The sequence below is a fragment of the Hymenobacter sp. UV11 genome (genome assembly GCF_004684095.1).
GTDB lineage: Bacteria > Bacteroidota > Bacteroidia > Cytophagales > Hymenobacteraceae > Hymenobacter.
Genome location: NZ_SRII01000004.1, coordinates 332,299 through 347,661 on the forward strand (window position 1 = coordinate 332,299; position 15,363 = coordinate 347,661).

Sequence of the window (15,363 nt, forward strand, 5' to 3'; positions counted from 1 at the left end):
GGACTAAACCAGTGCGGGATTGGTAATGGCCAGGGCATCGTATAGGGCCTGGGTGCTGGCTGCCCAGGTATGGCTATTAGCAAAGCCAACGCGGTTGGCTACTGAGCTGGGGCCGTTGTCGGCTAGGGCCTGTTCGAGGGCGGCGAGCCAGGCGGGGGCATCGGCGGCCAGGTACACGTGGTCGGCAAACATCTCCATGGCCCGCGTGTGAGTGGCCACCACGGGCCGCCCCATGGCCAGGTATTCGTCTACTTTGAGGGGGTAGTTGCCGATGGTGATGTCGTTGATAAGCTGCGGGTTAATGCATACATCAAAGTAGTGCAGGTAAGCGGGCAGCTCGTCCGGCTTCTTTCTACCCAGGAAGAAAACGTTAGGGAGTTGGTGCAGCGGGCTGTGGCGGAAGGCCTCGTCCTCGGGCCCCACGAGCACGAGGCTCCAGTGGGGGCGCTGGCGGGCCAGGGTCAGGAGCAGGTCCAGGTCGAGGCGCAGGCTGGTGAGGTAGCCGGTGTAGCCGATGCGCGGGTGGGGCACGGCCGCCAGGTCGGGGGGTAGGGCATACGTGCCGTCGGCCTGGTAGCGCGTGAGTACGCAGCCCTGCCCAATATTATAGCTGCGGGGCGTGTACTGGCGGGCATAATCGTTGAGGTAAGCCGAATTAGTTACTACTATATCGGCCTGTCGCATTAGCTGCTGCTCGGCCCAGGGCCCGTGCCGACGGAAGTACGGCACCGCAATCATGTAGTCGCGCAAGTAGTAGATAGACTTTTTTGGCTGTAATAACCGCGGCAGCTCTAGCCCCTGAAAAATGAGCCCATCCTGCAATAAATAGTACGAGTCGAACTTCAGCGACCGCACCGCCCGGCTGATGCTACGGGCCAGTAGCTGGCTATTGAAGCGGTTAAGGACTTTGAATAATTTCTTGGAAGCCAACCAATTAATGGAAAGTCCCAGAATATTTGGCGTGAATACCCAAAGATTGCTGCCTACCTGCTTCGGGGTGGGTTGCGTAAATAGTTGGCGCAGGCGCTCCCAAATCACAGGTTCGCGGTAACGCTGTAATACGGTGTTGAAGTCTAGCGGCATATTAATGTATAAAACACTATTTTGCCTGGCCAACTCGTAAGCTAGATTGCGGGCGTTGGTTTCGATTCCCAACTCCCAATTCTGCTGGCACAGCATGATAATATTTTGGTGCTTCATAAGCCGCAAGAGGCTAAACGTCAAATTATTGGTCGGCGGTAGCCCGCAAGCCCTGGCGTACCCCTAGAAATAAACAGATAAGAGCCGGTAAAACAATGATTTCCCAAGGCATATACTAAGCGGCTAAAGCAGTGAGGACGATGGGCCCGAAGCTGCGTGGGGCGTGTGCATAAAAGAGGTTTTGGCCTTGCGCATCTGCAATAAAGCCAAAATCATTGCGCCCAAAGCTACGGGTAAGTACAACAAGGATTTGCCTACCTGCTTAGTGTACAAGCGCCTAGGAAGGGCTATGAGTAGGGCTGCCACCGTGCTGGCCAGCAGCACAAGCCAAAAAACCGGTCCCGGCCCCGGTGCCCACCACAGCGATAGCACCAAGGACACACCCAAAAGCCCCAGCAGCAGGATACGTGGCAAAAGCAAAACCTGTAAAACCTTGTCTGCGAAGTCAGTATTACCTCGTCCGAGCTGGCGCAGTCCTTCGAGAAAATACTTGCGCAAAAACTCCTGTTGGGCCGCTAGCCAACGAGTGCGCTGGGCGGTGAACACTTTGGAATTAGGAATTTTCTCGTCGTATACGTGCGCCGAGGGAAGATAGGCTATTTTCGTCTGGTCTTTCAAAATCTTGAATTCCAGTTCTTTATCTTCACCTGGCGTTTCCCCGATGTCTCGTAGCAATTGATGCAGGTACTGATAATCGAACGCCATACCCGAGCCAATGAGCGCCGACGACATACCCAGGCTAACATGGCCCTGCCGGAAAATATGGTTGTTGATTTCCTCGTTGCAGGCGTCGAGCACGGCAAAAGGCGAATCCAGGTTTTTGGCTGTGCGGTGGCCCTGCACTACGCGGCTGCCAGTGGCCATTTCGCCGTTTACCTGGTCTAAAAACCCGGCGCTCATCACGTTATCTACATCCAGAATCACCGCTACGTCATAGGCTTCTGCGGGTAGCGAGTCGAGGGCGGCAAGCAACGCTTTGCCTTTGGTGCTTTTTACAAAGGATACCTCTACTACCCCTGCTCCTTGCTGCCGCAGCGCTTGCACGGTAGCAGGTTGCAGGCCATCGGCAATAACATGCACATCGGCGTGGCCGGCGTAGCGATGCTGGACTGCCGTTAGCGCGGTTTCGCAAATTACCGCATCGGCTTGGTAAGCAGGCATTAGCACGCACATGCGGCGCATCGGGGTGCCGAATTTGGCAGAACCAGCCTTGGTAGCAGCCGGCCGTAAATGTCCAGCTACGGAAAAAAGGAACAGATACCCAACGTTGAACAGTAGGTAACCGCCAAGAATATATAGCAGGAGGGCTGAAATCAGCAGGAGTACGCTCATGTCACAAAACTTGGGGATATGTCATTGAAAAGGGCAAAAGGCGAAGGCGTTTAGGAGGAAGTGTGGGGTAGGAAATGATTCTGGTAGATGTTGTGGCCCCGCAAGTGCCAGCCCAAGCCTCGCCACAGTGCCCGCAGGTGTGCCCATTGGTTGCGAACGGCATACATAGCGCTGTTCTTAGGAACGGCCACAAACAAGAAAAACAAGAAACCGCTCCAAAAATGCCAACCGCGCGAGTTGCGCCGAATGAATAATAAACGGTTGCGGTTCAGGTAGTAGGTGCGCATCACCGAGCCCTGCCCAACTGAGGTTGACTCCTTGTGGTAAACCGTGGCCCCGGCCTCGTAGTAGCTCTGGTAGCCCATCCGCTTTATCATTTCGCACCAGTCCAGCTCTTCGTAATACAGGAAATAAAGCTCGGGCATTAGCCCGGCTTGCTTGATAACGTGCGTAGGCACCATCATGGCGGCCCCGTGGATAAGCGAAGTAGTATGCGAGGTATCATACTGGCCCGCATCAGGCTCTAGGTAGCCAACCACCGTTCCGCGCCCGGTCCAGGGGTTAATTCCTTCACAACCAGCATACTGAATGAGCTGGTTGGTGCCGTGAAAAATGATTTTGGGCGATGCAATACCAGTTTTTTTGTTCTGCTCAAAGGCGGCAACTAACTTGTCAAGTAGATTGGGGGCTACTTCGGTATCATTATTTAAGAAAAGGCAGTAGTCGCCCTTAGCTTCCTTGATACCCAAGTTGTTACCTCCTGCAAAGCCTAAGTTCACGGTCGACCGGATAAGACGAGCCTCGGGAAACTGCTCGGCAATGGGGCTTGGGTCTTCGGTTGGGGAAGCGTTGTCCACCACAATGACCTCATAGTTGGGGTACGTGAGGTGGCGCAGCGATTCCAGCATAGCACACGTGACCGCGGCTTGGTTATAATTGATAGAAATTATGGAAACCAACGGGTTAAGCATGATGAACAAGAACTGGCTTAGGCTGGTCCATTTGAGGACCCAGAAAAACGAATACCCAGGAAATATAGATGAGCATGGCAGAGGGCATCTGGTTCATAATCTCATTACCGTAGCTGCATACCAAAATGCCGCCGTAGCCCGCCGTAAGGGCCAGTAGCTGTTGGCGTAGGTAGGGGTCGCGAATACTCCAGACAATGCCACAACACTTGCCTAGGATATAGAGTGAGATGCCCAGCCATATCAGTAAGCCGACAATGCCGTACTCTGCCCACACTTTTACGAAGTAGCTGTCGGGCGCAATGGTTGACAGAAAGCTGCCCTTATTGTAGGTAACACCCCACATGCCAATAGTCCCTACCCCCCCGCCTAGTGGGCGACTAGCCAAATACTCCCGAAGAATAGCCTGATTCTTCACCCGCACCTGCAGGGAAGGGTCATTGGGGTCGAGTGAGGTGCGTAGGCGCACGATATTGGCGTTGCCATTGCCGATATAGGTGTACTTCAGCACGCCAAACGCTGCTACTGCGAGGAGGCTCCCAAGTATCAGGACTTTGACCTGCTTGCTCAGTATCAGGTAGATAAATCCGCCTACGGCTACCACAAACAAGGCTCCTCGAGTACCAGAGATAAGCATTCCATACAAGAGTAGCAGGGCGGCGCAAGCCAGCGCTACTCTTTTCCAGGTTGCATAAGGTCCTAAGGCTAAAATCAAGCACATAAGGCCAATATGAGCCTGGGATGCTCCAAACTGCGCCGCTTCGCTATAGAAGGAAAATATGCGCAACTGCCCCCATAGTATGTGGGTGCGGTAGGCTCCCGCGTCGAGCCACGCCTGCTCCATTGCATCTACTCCCCACACGTGCTGCTTGATGCCATATAAGGTGCCAAGCACCGACAGCGCAATAATCAGGATTAGGAAGGTGCGGAGGTCGCGGCGGCGGTTGAAAAGCAGGAAGGCCAGCGGTACAGTCAGAAACCAGTACAGCGCCGACCCGCGCATCTCGTAAAACCAGCCTACCGGGCTCGCGCCGGCTGGGTTACCTAGCTCCAGTACGTTCAGAATAAACCAGGCCAGCGTGAGCTTGCAGAGGTCGTTTTTTAATTGGCTCCACTTGTATTCCTTCGATTGGTGAAACGCTACCGCCAGCCACGTAAGCAGGAGTATTGCCTCCATGCCCAAGCCAAACGGCACGTCATCAATGTGCCGGTTTATCACCATCACCGCAAAGCAGTAAACGATGAACGAGATAAAGCCAGCACGCGGGTAGTAGAATACGAGAAGCACGAAGGCTACCAGCAACGGCCCAAGTAACAGGGCTGCCGAGGCCGTCAATCCACTCTGGCCCACCAGCCACCCTGCCCCCAATGCCCCAGCTACAGCCGCTGCCGGCAGCCAGCGCGAGTTGAGCACAGCGATGGGAAAAGAGGACGAAGCTTTCATGAAGGGAGGATAGGTGCAACGGAAGGGGGTAGCGCACTGCAGGCAAAGGATAGCGCCGTGGCCTATACTTCGTCGTCGTGCTGTGGGGCTACGCCAAAAAGCACGACTTCAACCGGGGCAGTAGTGGCAGCCCGCAGCCGCTCAACCGTTTGGTGGTCGGTAAGCCGCCAGGGGCGGTTGGCGGGCACGGCCAGAAATATGAAACTCAGCTGCCGCAGAATGCCTACTGGCAAAATGGACTCGCGCAGGGCCGGAAATTCTACCAACACCACTTGTACTTGTGGCGAGCTAGCTTCCTCCATGTGCTTGGGCACCGCGTTTTGAATCAGCTCATCCAGCAGCCACCCTCTCGCCGCCGCTACTTCCGCCGAGTAAAAGAGGGAGGGCGACTCCAGGGTTTCGCTGGTGTCGTTGGTATCTGGGTAAAGCGCCAGGGTTTGCACGCCCATCTGGTGGCAGCGCTGTGCCAGTGCCTGGCAAAGAGTGGTCTTGCTTTCCTGGTGCTGCACGCTAAGCACACCCACGACGAAAGGCGATGAAATGGGCGGCGTATTGGCCTGTAGCAGAATATGCCGCACCAGCTGGTCGAGGCTGCGCTGCTGCGACGCTTGCAGTAATTTGGGGGGGGTAGCGTGCGTGTCGAGCAGTACGCCGGCTATCGGCAAGCCTATCTGCCTGGCTGCGGCCGCCGGCGTTTTCAGCGATTTATCGAGCAGCCCCAGGCCTAATACCAGCCCAGCTACGAACACGAAGCCCCCCATGCTGCTCAGCAGCACAATGGGCAAGAGCTTGCCATTCTTAGGGCTGGTAGGCATGTTGGGCGCATCTACTATCTTAAGCTTAGATGTCAGCTGCGTATTCTGCATAGAGGCTTTGCTGGCATTGAGGCTAGTGAGGGCCGCCATGTATTCTTTTTCGGCCAGGTCAGTTTCGCGCTTCAGGCTTTGTAGTGTAGCCCCAAGTGGCGCCATGCGCTGGTACTCGTGGTCGAACTCTGCCAGGCGCTTGCGCATAACGCTCAGTTTGGCCCGGTTAGACTCAACCTGCGTCATCGCTTGCACCCACTCAGTCAGCATCTCTTTGTTGGGAATGCCTTCCGTAGAATTACTCTGGGCATAGTAGCTATCTACGTTGCCCTGAATAGCTTGCGCCGTGCGGTCAGCTTCCGCCTGTAGCTCCTTCAGCTTAGCGCTCGGACCGCCTTCTTTCTGCTGGTTGAAAAGCTGTTCATCAGCAATGGCCGAATTAAGGCGACTGAGCTTTTGACGCTGTTCCAGTACTTGCCGACTACTTAGCAACGAAGACTCTTTCTTGCCAAGCTTTTGATTCACAGCCTGTAAAATAGCAGTAGCTCCCGCATATTGCTGGCTTACCTGAGTCAGTTCGCCAGCCAGGGCTTCTTTCGTTGTTGCAATGTTGTTCGATTGCACATCGTAATTAACGATGTTGTTATCGCGATTAAAGGCTAGATTAGCGTTTTCGGCTTTCGAAACGCGCTCTTTGGCTCGTGCTACCTCTTTCTCGTAGTACTGTACTACCGAAGCAGTTTGCCCCTCCCGTAGGTTACGCGACTGGTCCAGAAAAACGCTGGTAGCCAGCTCCAACGTACTGCGGCAGATTTCCGGGTTATAGCTTTCATACTCCAGCCGCACAAGGTCACTCTGCCCAATGCGCGCTGCCGACAGGTGCTGAAGCGCGGCAAGCGAATACGTTGGGTCGGCCGAGTTCAGCAGCTGGTATATAGGGTTGGTAGTGTTGGCCTTGGCATAGTGCCGCACGCTATCCAGCGTTATATCCTTGGTAGAGCCTAGCAGCTGCTGGCGTACACCGGCAGGCAGCGACTCGCGCAGAGTGCTGTAGGGTAGAGTATTACCCAGTGTTGGCTGCTGGCTGAGCTCAAAAAGGTGGTTAGCTAAGAGCCGGTAACTTACCTCCTCTTTGGTCGAGCGCGCGGTGAGTAGGTTGATAAGGTTATCAAACGCGTTATTCGTCGCGTTGTAGTCGGCTTCTGCGTTGCCCGCTAAGGTGTAGCCCGAAGCGATGCCAGTATAAATCGTCGTATCGGAGCTGTACACTTTCGGCAAGCGCCGGGAGAAAAAATAGGCTGATACGCCCAGCACCAACGGTACCAGTAACAGTACTATCCAGTGGCGAGCCAATAGCCGCAAAGCATCAGAAAAGCTCATCGGGTGGATATTAAATTAGCTATTTTATCTCCAACGTATTCTTCCAGCAGCATGAAGGAAGTATCGTATTGATTACGAGCTGACTCCTGTGCAATGCTCACATCAGTAAACTGCCCCGAGGTCTGCGAAAACTCAACCAGCGTCAGCTGGCCCTGGCGAAACTGCTTTTCAGCCAAACGCGAGTTGGTCTGAGCATTTACGTAAGAATCTTGCCGAAGCGTCAGAACTTTATGCGCCAGCAGCACATTCTGGTAAAGCTGAATTACCTGCTCCCGAATCACTGCTTCCCGCTCTTTTTGTACTGATTGCGTCCGTTGCAGGTTCAATTCCTGCTTCTGCACCAATGCTCCGTGGTTCACCAACTGGTCGACCGGGAGAGAAAGGTTAAGTCCTCCGTAATAACGACTACTAGCACTTGGCGCGTTTACCTGCCCCGCGGGGGTGCCAGTTGAAGTGCCCGTATAGCCAACGCTGGCAAGGTTACCATAAGTATAGCTAGCCCCCAAGGCTACGCCACTCAAAAGGTTTTTCTTAACTATTTTGATGTCTTGCTGATTGATGGATTTTTCGACATCCAATGTTTTCATTGCCGCCGAATGCTGAATGGCGGAGGTCGTCAGGAGGGGTAGCGTTACGCCAGGTACCTCGAAAAAGGTGGTTTGCCAGTCGGCGGCCGGCTTGCTTGGAGCCTGCGCCAATGCCATCGACGCGTGCAAGGCCAGTACTACACTGCCTATTAGCCTGTGGGTCATACGTTTTCTTTCTGAAAAAGCGCCGGAATGGTGCGTAAGATGATTTCGATATCTTTCCTTAAGGAGAAATTGCGAGCGTATTCGTTGTCCAGTGCTTTGCGCTCATCCTCTGACATATCGCCGCCCTTACCGCGCTTGCTCACCTGCCACAGACCAGTAATACCCGCCGGCGCAATGAAGCGCTGCGAATGCTCATCGGTAAGCAGCTTCTCCGCTTCATATAGGGGTAGGGGCCGGTTTCCGACCAGCGACATATCACCTCGCAGCACATTATAGAGCTGTGGTAGCTCATCGATGCTCGTATTTCGCAAAAAGCGGCCGATGCGCGTAACCCGTGGGTCGTTCACAATCTTCAGGAAAGCAGGCGCTTCACTGGCTTTCTGCACGCGGCGGTGCTGCACCTCGCAAATAACCTGGCCGCGCTCATCAATTAGCTGCTGCAAGCAGCGAGTGCCAGCGGCGGCGCACGTAGCGCACAACTGCTGCGTAGCAGATGCGCTCTCGGGCTCAGCCATCCCTGCCTGATACTGGTTCAGGCCTTTCATTTTGTCTAGCAGCTTATCGGCATCCGAGCGCATTGAGCGCAGCTTCCAGAACTTAAATACCTTGTAGCCAGCGCCTACGCGATAGGAATAGTAGAAAATAGGGCCTTTCGACTCTAGCTTGATGAGCGCACCGATGAGTAAGAAAAGCGGCGACAAAACTACGAGGGCTCCTCCCGCCACTGCAATGTCCATCAAGCGTTTGCTGCGCGGCATTTGTAAACCGTTTCTACTGGCTGCGATGGTAGCCGGAATCGTGCGGGGCCGTACCAGAAAGTCGAGGCGCGTGAGCAGATAGTCGTGGCCGGTATCCTGCACAAATACATCGCTACCCCCAATCTCAAGCATGAGTGACCTCAGGCCGGGGGCGATAGTATCCTGAGTTAGCCACAGAATAGGCTGCTTTACTTTATACTCCTGCCGAAGCATGCGCATAAGACGGAGCCCCAGCGGTGAGCCAGGGTCAGCAGTATTCAGAATAGCGGCGAATGCGTTAGGCTGCTGTTCGCACAAGGCCAGGGCTTGGGCTGGGGTAGTTGCCACCAGCAAATCCAACTCACGCAAGTAGATTTGCTGAAACTCACTGGCAGCCTGGGTGGTAGTAGTTAAAAACAGTACCTTTAGGCGGCTAGTGGCTAGCTCCATACCCGGATGCGGTTTAGTAGTTTATGAATGCGTAAGCTTAGCTCTTCCGGATTGAAGGGCTTGGCTATGTAGTCATCTGCTCCCGACCGCAAGCACTCAATCTTGGTGCTTGTGTTGTCTTTGCCCGACAGCATAATGAGGTTGGTGTCGCGGTGCAGGCCACTGGCTCTAACTTGCCGCACAAAGGCTAGCCCATCCATGAAGGGCATGTTGTAGTCGGCCACTATGGCATCAGGGCTGTTGCCAGCCTCCAACCACTCCATCGCCTCCAAGCCATTAGATTTCAGCACAACGTTGAAATCGGGGCCAAAATAGTGCTGTAGTACGAGGCGAATAGCTGGCTCGTCATCTACAATCAACAATGTCTTTTTCATGAGGAATAATTTTTTTCATAAGGCGGATATAGAAGAGTGCAATTTACAGCCTAGGGGGGTAGGCGGTAAAGTTCGGCCCTCTTACGGGGAAAAGGCCAATACGTTCTAAAGATACTACAAAGCGCGCGAATAGTGGAACTATGCGTTGGGTACTCAATAGATTCTAAGTTACAATTTGGCGTGTTCCTAGCTGTCAGTCAAAAGTATAATATTACCGTTGGCGACTAAGATAAAATAAAGAAACGCAAAAGAATGACTTGGCGCAAGGCAAAAAACGAACCAGTATTGCAATTCAGGCAATTTATAGTGACTACTAGACTGCTGTCTGTACTACTGCGGCTGTGGTAAGAGCATTAATCGCTGACGAAAAATATCGCAGAACAAGTCAGTTGAAGTTGCGACAGCATTAATAAGTGGTTGAAACTCACTTCGGGAGGCTTGCTTCTCAACCATCTGCTCTATTAGGCGAAGATGGTCTACTTCCGGCTGAATATTAAAATTCCCAAAAGTGGTTTTAAGGTGGTGAGCCTCTCGAACCATGGCTGACCAGTTGCGGTGGTCGGTAGCTTCTTGCAGCGCTTGCACCTGAGCAGGCACCGTATTGACGAATATCTCGAGAAGCTTACCCACGAAGTCATGGTCGTCAGCTAGCCGGCCAAACATCTTCAGGTCGTAGTATAATCCCGAATTCGGGCTAGCCAGACCCAGTTCCTGCATAGCGAGCTGGGGGGCGCGCCTGCTCACATGAGCCAATATATTGTAGAGGGCGGCCTCGTTGTAAGGCTTTGTGAGATAGTCAGTAAACCCCAGGGCTTGGTAGGAGCCGGCATCTACTTTCACTGCATCGGCCGTGAGGGCCACAATGGGTGTATGCTGGTTAAGGCCGGGCTCGGAGCGCAGGCGGGCGGTTGCCTCCAAGCCGTCGAATTGCGGCATTTGCACATCCATCAATATCAGGTCGTACTTGGTCCGGCTAGCCTTGTTGAGGGCGTCGGCACCGTTCTGAGCTACGTCTACCTTGGCTTGCCATTGGCCTAGCATTGCCACAGCAATCAATTGATTGACAGCATTGTCCTCTGCCAGCAAAATGGTTAGGCCCTGGAGCAAATCGGGCTGCTGTATCACCATTTCTTCCTGGCGTAGCGGCTCTTCGCTTACCTTATAAGGAATAGTAAAACAGAAGCAAGTCCCACTCCCCAGCCTACTGCGTACCCCAATGCTGCCCTTCTGCAGCTCAACGAGGTTTTTGCAGATAGTGAGGCCCAGCCCGGTGCCACCATACAAACGCGGAATACTGCTATCAGCTTGCTTAAAGCTCTCGAAAACCTGCCCCAAGTAGGCTTCGTCGATGCCGATACCGGTATCGGCTACGCTGAGCGTAACAGGCAGGTCGCGGCCATTCTGCTGGCTGGCATCAATGGTGATAGTAATAGTACCACGCTGCGTAAACTTGATGGCGTTGCTTAGAAGGTTTACCAGCACCTGGCGCAGGCGATACGGGTCGCCCTGCGCCATGGGCAGGGGGTGGTCGAACCCTACGTAGCGCAATAGCAGCCCTTTCTCATCCATCTTGAAGGCAAGAGAACGCACGGCATCGCGCACGGTCTTGTGCAGGTCGAATGGAATGTGCTCTAGGCTAATGTGTCCCGATTGCAGTTTAATGAAGTCCAGAATGTCGTTGATAACCACCAACAGGTTTTCGGTACTTGTCTGAATCATCTCGGCATAATCCGCCTGCTCATCCGACAACGGGCTTTTGCGGAGCAGCTCAGCCAGGCCCATAATGCCGTGTAGCGGCGTCCGTAATTCATGGCTCATGCTGGCCATGAAAACCTGCCGGGCTTGCACTGCCTCTTCTGCCAAACGGTTAGCGCTCTTCAGGTCGGTAATTTCGGATGCAAACGTGACCAGGCAGCGGGAGCCATCGGATTGCAGCAGCGGTGTTTTAGTGGTATAGTACCACACCGTTTGGCCATCGGGCAGCTGATACGACTCTTCAAACGAAACGGGCGCGTCGAAAGAAGCTACGGGCTCGACCCGATACGGCACCTGCTGATTGAGCTGGCGATAGCGCTCGTTGGATAGTAAACAATTCCCGGCCTCGTCTTCTACGTATATAAGGTTTGGACTATTATCGATAACCTGCCCAACCAGCATCTGTTGGCCAGGGGGGGGTAGGGCAGGGGCCGAGTCTGGCTGATTAGCAACCTTGCTCATCGTGGCTAGTTGGGCCTGTAGGCGCAGCACTTCCGCCTCAGCAGCCTCTCGCCGCTGGCGCTCGGTGGTTAAGAGTATTTCTAGACTCATAGAACAAGTGGAGGAGCGAAGTACATTGCCGGGTTATTCGATAGCAGTAAAAGCAAAGCAATCCTCGTTATTATAATATTAATAAAACTGGCCGGTTAAAAATGTTACTACTCAAAAAGGCGGCCATTTTTGAGTAGCCCTACCCAGCGTCCTGACCGTATAGGGCGCTTAGCAAGATACGAAATGAACGCATCAGTGGCTTGCGGGCTAAGCCTTAAGGTTTTTGGCCAAGCCAACGGCGGCAGCTTTTTGAATTTTTTATTATGCCATTTACTTTTTCGCATCCTGCACTGGTTATTCCACTCCTACGATTTCAGCGGCGATATCCGTGGTTGTCAGCTACCGGGTTGATTACGGGGAGCATTGCTCCCGACTGCGAGAAATTTCTGCGGCTTCGCTTGGCTAGTAATCATAGTCACACGTTTAACAGCATTTTTTACTTCAGCTGCCCAGTAGCCCTGGTCCTAGCCTTCGCGTTTCACCTGCTAGTACGCAAGCCGCTGCTGAGGCACCTGCCCCCGGCACTTTACCGGCGGTTGGGGAAGTTTATCAGCTTCGACTGGACGGACTATTTTCGAAAATACTACCTAGGCGTCACTTTAAGTATCATTGTGGGCGCAGCGTTGCATTTATTCTGGGATAGCTTCACGCATCCCAGCCCTTTTATAGACCAAATTTTCCCGCTATTGGCCAGGCCTGTGTGGGTAGGCGACGAGCAAACGCCCTTTTTTTACTTAGTAGGGTTAGCTAGCTCCGTATTGGGCGGGGCATTTATTATACGGGCTGTGTGGCAAATGCCTGTGCGCCAAGTGCGCGCAGTGCCCACTACCAGCGCCGTGGTCCGCTACTGGAGTTTGGTGGCACTCGTAACGATAGCCCTGGCAACGCAGTGGATTGTAGCTACGGAGCCGGAGCTGCTGGATGGTGGCATCGCGGTTATCTCTTCGTCACTAGTTGGCCTCGTGGCGGCTTCCTTATATACGACGTATACCAACCGAAAACTGGTCCACGAACGACTCTAATGAAGCCGTTCATGAACCAGTTTTCGGTTGGTGTGAGCCAGTCGTTATTCGCTGCTACACGACACTTTCTGGTAAAGCACGCCCGTAGGAGTTACCAGCCGAAGCACGTAGAGGCCGTTGCGCAGGCCATCGGCCTTCACCACTGCTGCCTGGGTAGTGCCCGCTTCAACGGTACCCGAGTAGAGCTTGCCAACCAGTTGGCCCTCAGTATTGAGGAGCGTCAGGTTTACCATTCCAGTTTTTACTACGCTAAACTGCACGGTTGCCTGCTGGCTGAAGGGGTTCGGGAACACTGCCAAGGTATTGCGTGTGCTTAGGCTGTCGCTGCTACCGAGGGCCCTACTCTCTGCTGCGGTGGGCAGCATGCTCACTACGGCATTGCTTATGGTCGTTACAAGGTTGCCGCTACCGGTCACGAAGGGGATGAGGCTGGAGCCGGGGATGGGCTCCTGGCGCACGCCGTCGGGGCGGAGCCAGGCCACGGCCACGTAGCCAGGGCCCCAGCCCTGCTTGTGGAGCACTTCTACGTAGTATTTCTGGCCGGCCGTGAGCGTGACGGGGGCCGACTGCTGGGCGGCAAAGCGGCTGAAGTCGTGGGGCCCGCTGGTCCAGCCCTGGCAGGTAGCCAGGCGCACCTTGTGGGTGGGGTCGGCGTCGGTGCTGAGCCAGAGTTCGGCCGTGTCGTCGGCACTAACCCAGAAGGAGTAGGCGCCGGAGAGGGGGGGGCAGATGTAGCCGCGCAGGCGGGCGCCGTAGTTGACGGCGGGCGAGGTGGAGGCCTCGAACTGGGCGATGGTGGCCGAGCTGGAGGGGGTAGTGGTGAGGGGAATGGTGGCCACGCTCGTGCCGCTGACGTTGTCCCACTGCTCGCGCAGCAGGCTGCCCGTGCCCGCACACCCACTGCTCACTACTGGCGCTAGGGTTGTGGGTGCTGCTGTCGCCGTAACACCTTGGTGCCGAAAAATGTTGACTAGGCCGGTTTCCATGTTGTAGCTGCTGCTATCAGCGCCAGATACGGTGATGCTCTGGATTTTACCGGGCGAATCAACAAGAAGGCTCAGGTTTTGGAAGCGCGTATTGGCGCTGAGGTTGGCATAATCGACGTCAATGGTCAGGACTTTGCCGCTCACCGTTTCCGTTTTAACTACCTCTTTGCTCACCCGGCGGTATTCGCTGAACTCCCGGAGGGTAGTAACCCATAGCTGGTCTTGCGCAATAGATTGGGTGTAAGTCAGCCAGCTGGACAAGGTGTTGAACGATATGCTGTGCGAGAATACCCGTTGCACAAACACGTCGGAGCTGGTAGTGCCCGGCGCCATTAGGTTGTCGCTGAGCGCTTTGAGGCGATTAAGTAGCGACCAGTCGGCCTCACCACCATCCAAGTCAGCTAGGTAGCGCCGATACACGAACTGTGTGCCAGGGGTTGGTAGGCTACTAACCAGCACACGGCCGTCGTTATACTGGTTGAAGAAGGGCAGGTAGTCGCTCTGGCTTGCGCTGGAAACGCCGGTGTAGCCCGCAGCAAAGGCCGCCGTGCAGTACCCGCCAAAGTTGGTAGGCACAATGAATATGGAGGGCTTGTAGCCCTGCAAGCGTGTCGTAATCAGGGCGTCGAGGGTAGCGAGCTGCTGCGTGGGGTTGTCGGCAGTGTGCAAGTCCGAGTGGTTCTCAATGTCCCAGTTTGCTTTCAGCATAGCCTGCGCCTGGGTCCAGGTCAGCTTACTGGCATCATGCGAAGCGCCTTCGGCCAGCCATTCCGAGTTGTTATAAGGGTTGTGCCCGTTGATAGCGACGGCAGCCGTGTAGGGGTAGCTGTGGCCACACCCGTCGGTGAAGCGCAGGCCACCGCACCACTGCCCGGTGCTAGACTTGCTACCCCCCTGCAAAAGCGGGAATAAGTCAGTGTAAGCAGTAACGGGAGAGTCGTCTTCCTCAAAATTCAGCACCCGGGTTTTGTTATACAGCATAGGCGCAATGCGCGAAGTCACATTGTTGGGCGTATTGCCAAAAGTGACGGTGATGCGTGCCTTGGTGGAAATAGCTGCCGTAGTGGGAGTAACTACGGTAATGGGGGTAACTACTGTGGTAGGGGTAGTTACGGCAGTAGTATTCACGAAGGGGATGAGGCTGGAGCCGGGGATGGGCTCCTGGCGCACGCCGTCGGGGCGAAGCCAGGCCACGGCCACGTAGCCGGTGCCCCAGCCCTGCTTGTGGAGCACTTCTACGTAGTATTTCTGGCCGGCCGTGAGCGTGACGGGGGCCGACTGCTGGGCGGCAAAGCGGCTGAAGTCGTGGGGCCCGCTGGTCCAGCCCTGGCAGGTAGCCAGGCGCACCTTGTGGGTGGGGTCGGCGTCGGTGCTGAGCCAGAGTTCGGCCGTGTCGTCGGCACTAACCCAGAAGGAGTAGGCGCCGGAGAGGGGGGGGCAGATGTAGCCGCGCAGGCGGGCGCCGTAGTTGACGGCGGGCGAGGTGGAGGCCTCGAACTGGGCGATGGTGGCCGAGCTGGAGGGGGTAGTGGTGAGGGGAATGGTGGCCACGCTCGTGCCGCTGACGTTGTCCCACTGCTCGCGCAGCAGGCTGCCCGTGCCCGC

General features: G+C 54.9%; 11 protein-coding genes. 1 reads left to right on the forward strand and 10 read right to left on the reverse strand.

The genetic code is table 11. The annotated features are described in order from the left end of the window. Positions 1 to 3: 3 nt before the first annotated feature. From E4631_RS08895 to E4631_RS08935, 9 genes are all read right to left on the reverse strand, one after another. Positions 4 to 1,200: a glycosyltransferase gene (locus E4631_RS08895; protein WP_133659740.1), complete on the reverse strand. Its 1,197-nt coding sequence runs from the start codon at positions 1,198 to 1,200 to the stop codon at positions 4 to 6. Positions 1,201 to 1,323: 123 nt separating this feature from the next. Beyond that, positions 1,324 to 2,532, reverse strand: a complete 1,209-nt coding sequence (locus E4631_RS08900) for a glycosyltransferase family 2 protein (protein ID WP_133659741.1) — start codon at positions 2,530 to 2,532, stop codon at positions 1,324 to 1,326. Between the two features lie 50 nt (positions 2,533 to 2,582). Next, on the reverse strand, positions 2,583 to 3,503 hold the full coding sequence (locus E4631_RS08905) for a glycosyltransferase family 2 protein (protein WP_133659742.1): 921 nt from the start codon (positions 3,501 to 3,503) through the stop codon (positions 2,583 to 2,585). After that, complete coding sequence (locus E4631_RS08910; protein ID WP_133659743.1) at positions 3,496 to 4,944, reverse strand: O-antigen ligase; 1,449 nt, start codon at positions 4,942 to 4,944, stop codon at positions 3,496 to 3,498. The genes E4631_RS08905 and E4631_RS08910 overlap by 8 nt, the downstream gene beginning before the upstream one ends. A 62-nt stretch (positions 4,945 to 5,006) precedes the next feature. After that, positions 5,007 to 7,130 carry a hypothetical protein gene (locus tag E4631_RS08915; RefSeq protein ID WP_133659744.1) on the reverse strand — a complete coding sequence of 708 codons (2,124 nt, stop codon included), beginning with the start codon at positions 7,128 to 7,130 and terminating at the stop codon, positions 5,007 to 5,009. After that, positions 7,127 to 7,882 (reverse strand): TolC family protein, encoded by a 756-nt coding sequence (locus E4631_RS08920; RefSeq protein WP_133659745.1) that lies wholly within the window; start codon positions 7,880 to 7,882, stop codon positions 7,127 to 7,129. Before E4631_RS08920 ends, E4631_RS08915 begins: the two co-directional genes overlap by 4 nt. Continuing rightward, the gene (locus tag E4631_RS26930) at positions 7,879 to 9,069 is read right to left on the reverse strand and encodes a sugar transferase (protein ID WP_174805476.1); all 1,191 of its coding nucleotides are present in this window, start codon (positions 9,067 to 9,069) and stop codon (positions 7,879 to 7,881) included. Before E4631_RS26930 ends, E4631_RS08920 begins: the two co-directional genes overlap by 4 nt. Continuing rightward, positions 9,060 to 9,443: a response regulator transcription factor gene (locus E4631_RS08930; RefSeq protein ID WP_133659746.1), complete on the reverse strand. Its 384-nt coding sequence runs from the start codon at positions 9,441 to 9,443 to the stop codon at positions 9,060 to 9,062. Before E4631_RS08930 ends, E4631_RS26930 begins: the two co-directional genes overlap by 10 nt. Positions 9,444 to 9,773: 330 nt before the next feature. Further along, positions 9,774 to 11,750: an ATP-binding protein gene (locus E4631_RS08935; protein WP_133659747.1), complete on the reverse strand. Its 1,977-nt coding sequence runs from the start codon at positions 11,748 to 11,750 to the stop codon at positions 9,774 to 9,776. 263 nt (positions 11,751 to 12,013) lie between these two features. Between E4631_RS08935 and E4631_RS27035 the strand changes: the two genes are divergently transcribed. Beyond that, positions 12,014 to 12,772: a DUF4184 family protein gene (locus tag E4631_RS27035; RefSeq protein ID WP_133659748.1), complete on the forward strand. Its 759-nt coding sequence runs from the start codon at positions 12,014 to 12,016 to the stop codon at positions 12,770 to 12,772. Positions 12,773 to 12,816: 44 nt separating this feature from the next. On the opposite strand, the gene E4631_RS08945 is transcribed toward E4631_RS27035, so the two are convergent. After that, positions 12,817 to 15,363: PA14 domain-containing protein (locus E4631_RS08945; RefSeq protein ID WP_135318599.1), on the reverse strand; the 2,547-nt coding region annotated here is incomplete at its 5' end.

Excerpts from the sequence above, each read along its gene's own strand:
- E4631_RS08895 (WP_133659740.1), bottom strand. The coding sequence starts at position 1,200 with ATGAAGCACCAAAATATTATCATGCTGTGCCAGCAGAATTGGGAGTTG.
- E4631_RS08900 (WP_133659741.1), bottom strand. The coding sequence starts at position 2,532 with ATGAGCGTACTCCTGCTGATTTCAGCCCTCCTGCTATATATTCTTGGC.
- E4631_RS08905 (WP_133659742.1), bottom strand. The coding sequence starts at position 3,503 with ATGCTTAACCCGTTGGTTTCCATAATTTCTATCAATTATAACCAAGCC.
- E4631_RS08910 (WP_133659743.1), bottom strand. The coding sequence starts at position 4,944 with ATGAAAGCTTCGTCCTCTTTTCCCATCGCTGTGCTCAACTCGCGCTGG.
- E4631_RS08915 (WP_133659744.1), bottom strand. The coding sequence starts at position 7,130 with ATGAGCTTTTCTGATGCTTTGCGGCTATTGGCTCGCCACTGGATAGTA.
- E4631_RS08920 (WP_133659745.1), bottom strand. The coding sequence starts at position 7,882 with ATGACCCACAGGCTAATAGGCAGTGTAGTACTGGCCTTGCACGCGTCG.
- E4631_RS26930 (WP_174805476.1), bottom strand. The coding sequence starts at position 9,069 with ATGGAGCTAGCCACTAGCCGCCTAAAGGTACTGTTTTTAACTACTACC.
- E4631_RS08930 (WP_133659746.1), bottom strand. The coding sequence starts at position 9,443 with ATGAAAAAGACATTGTTGATTGTAGATGACGAGCCAGCTATTCGCCTC.
- E4631_RS08935 (WP_133659747.1), bottom strand. The coding sequence starts at position 11,750 with ATGAGTCTAGAAATACTCTTAACCACCGAGCGCCAGCGGCGAGAGGCT.
- E4631_RS27035 (WP_133659748.1), top strand. The coding sequence starts at position 12,014 with ATGCCATTTACTTTTTCGCATCCTGCACTGGTTATTCCACTCCTACGA.